The 2,286-nt window shown below is 66.3% G+C and carries 2 protein-coding genes; both read left to right on the top strand.

Annotation, left to right across the window (positions count from 1 at the left end; genetic code table 11):
- Nucleotides 1–339, top strand: a 339-nt coding sequence (locus VFW69_RS11475; RefSeq protein ID WP_526501261.1) for an SDR family NAD(P)-dependent oxidoreductase, incomplete at its 5' end; no start/stop codon positions are given.
- A 212-nt stretch (nucleotides 340–551) separates the two neighbouring features.
- The coding region (locus VFW69_RS11480; RefSeq protein ID WP_526501263.1) for a phosphoenolpyruvate carboxykinase (GTP) at nucleotides 552–2,286 on the top strand (1,735 nt) is incomplete at its 3' end.

A 2,286-nucleotide genomic window follows, 5' to 3' on the forward strand; every position in this document is an offset into this window, starting at 1 on the left:
CTCACCGCCTCGATCGCCGGATTCGAAGGCCAAATCGGCCAGATCGCGTACTCGGCGTCCAAGGGCGGCGTCGTCGGCATGACGCTCGTCGCCGCCCGGGACCTGGCCGGTTCCCGACTCCGGGTGTGCTCGATCGCGCCAGGGATCATGGACACGCCCATGCTCGGTGGCCTCCTCAGCGACGACATCAAGGCCGGCCTCGCCGTGACCGTGCCCAACCCGCCTCGCCTCGGCAACGTCGACGAATTCGCCGACCTCGCCGCCACGATCGTGCGCAATGGCTACCTCAACGGGGAGACGATCCGGCTGGACGGCGCGCTCCGCATGGCGCCACGGTGAACCGCACCCCACGAAAACGCTCCGCGTTTTCGCAGGGACCCCGCTCCTGCGCCGGGCGTTGTCACAGAAAACGCTTCCCGGGAGGGAGAATGTGTGACGCGCACCGCATCGGATCCGGGCGTTCACTGATTAAATACAGACTCTGATTCCCTCTTCCTGGTCCGGCCGCGGGCGCGGTCAAAGAGCGACTGGGGCGCGAAGAGTCTGGTGTGATGGCAATGATTCCTGGGTTGAACGCACCCCCGACGACACACGCCAAGCTGTTGGCCTGGGTACGGGATTGCGCTGAATTGACCCAGCCGGAGCGCGTCGTGTGGGTGGACGGGTCGGCCGCCGAGTGGCGGCGAATCACCGACGAGCTTGTCGAGTCCGGGACGTTCGTCCGACTCAACCCGGAATTGAAACCGGATTCGTTCTGGTGTCGTTCGGACCCGTCGGATGTCGCGCGGGTTGAGGACCGCACCTTCATCTGTAGCCGGGATCCGCGCGACGCCGGGATGACGAACAACTGGGTAGATCCGGAGGAGATGAAAGGCGTTCTCACCGGCTTGTTCCGCAACTGCATGCGCGGCCGCACGATGTATGTCATTCCGTACTGCATGGGTCCGTTGACCGCATCGGAACCGATGCTCGGCGTTGAGCTGACCGATTCGCCGTACGTCGTGGCATCGATGCACATCATGACCCGATGTGGCTCGCCGGCAATGGCGCTACTGGGAGATGACGGCGAGTTCGTGCCCGGGCTGCACAGTGTCGGTGCGCCGCTCGCACCTGGCGAGGCGGACCGGCCGTGGCCGTGCAACGCCACCAAATACATCTCGCACTTCCCGGAGGAGCGGCTGGTCTGGTCCTACGGTTCCGGGTACGGCGGCAACGCGTTGCTGGGCAAGAAGTGCTACGCGCTGCGAATCGCCTCGGTTATCGCCCGCGATCAGGGATGGATGGCCGAGCACATGCTCATTGCCAAGCTAACGTCGCCCGAGGAGCGCAGCTATTACATCGCCGCCGCATTCCCGTCAGCGTGCGGCAAGACCAACCTGGCCATGCTGGAGCCCACCCTGCCGGGCTGGCGAGTGGAGACCCTGGGCGACGACATCGCCTGGATCCGCGTCGGCCCGAACGGCCGGCTGCATGCCCTCAATCCGGAGAAGGGCCTGTTCGGCGTCGCACCCGGGACCGGCTGGCGTACGAACCCGAATGCGATGCGCACGATCGCAGCCGGCCATTCGATCTTCACCAACGTGGCGCTGACCGATGACGGGGACGTGTGGTGGGAAGGCATGACCGAGGAGCCACCTGCGCACCTGACCGATTGGCGAGGCCAGTCGTGGACCCCCGAGTCGGCCACCAGCGCGGCACACGCCAATGCGCGGTTCTGCACGCCGATCGAACAGTGCCCCATCCTGGCCACCGAATGGGACGACCCCGCCGGCGTACCGCTTGACGCGATCTTCTTCGGCGGCCGCCGACGCGACACCGTCCCACTCGTCGTGCAGGCGCGAGACTGGCAGCACGGCGTGTTCCTCGCGGCCACCCTGTCCTCGGAGACGACCGCCGCCGCCAGCGGCCACGTCGGCCAGGTGCGCCGCGACCCGATGGCCATGCTCCCGTTCATCGGCTACCACGCCGGTGATTACTTCGCCCATTGGATCGAGATCGGCAAGAGCCAGGACGCGACCAAGCTACCCGCGATCTTCTACGTCAATTGGTTCCGCCGCGACGCTGACGGCCGCTTCCTCTGGCCCGGATTCGGGGAAAACATCCGCGTGCTCAAGTGGGCGCTGCAACGACTGTCGAACCAAACCACGGCGACCGACACACCCGTCGGCCATACGCCGACGCCCGATGCCGTCGACGCCTCTGGACTCGACCTGTCCACCACGGATCTCGCGGCGGCACTCGCGGTCGACCCGACTGAATGGCTCATCGAGGTCCCGGCCATCAAGG

The organism is Mycobacterium sp., assembly GCF_036273375.1.
In the GTDB taxonomy this organism is placed as follows: Bacteria; Actinomycetota; Actinomycetes; order Mycobacteriales; family Mycobacteriaceae; genus Mycobacterium.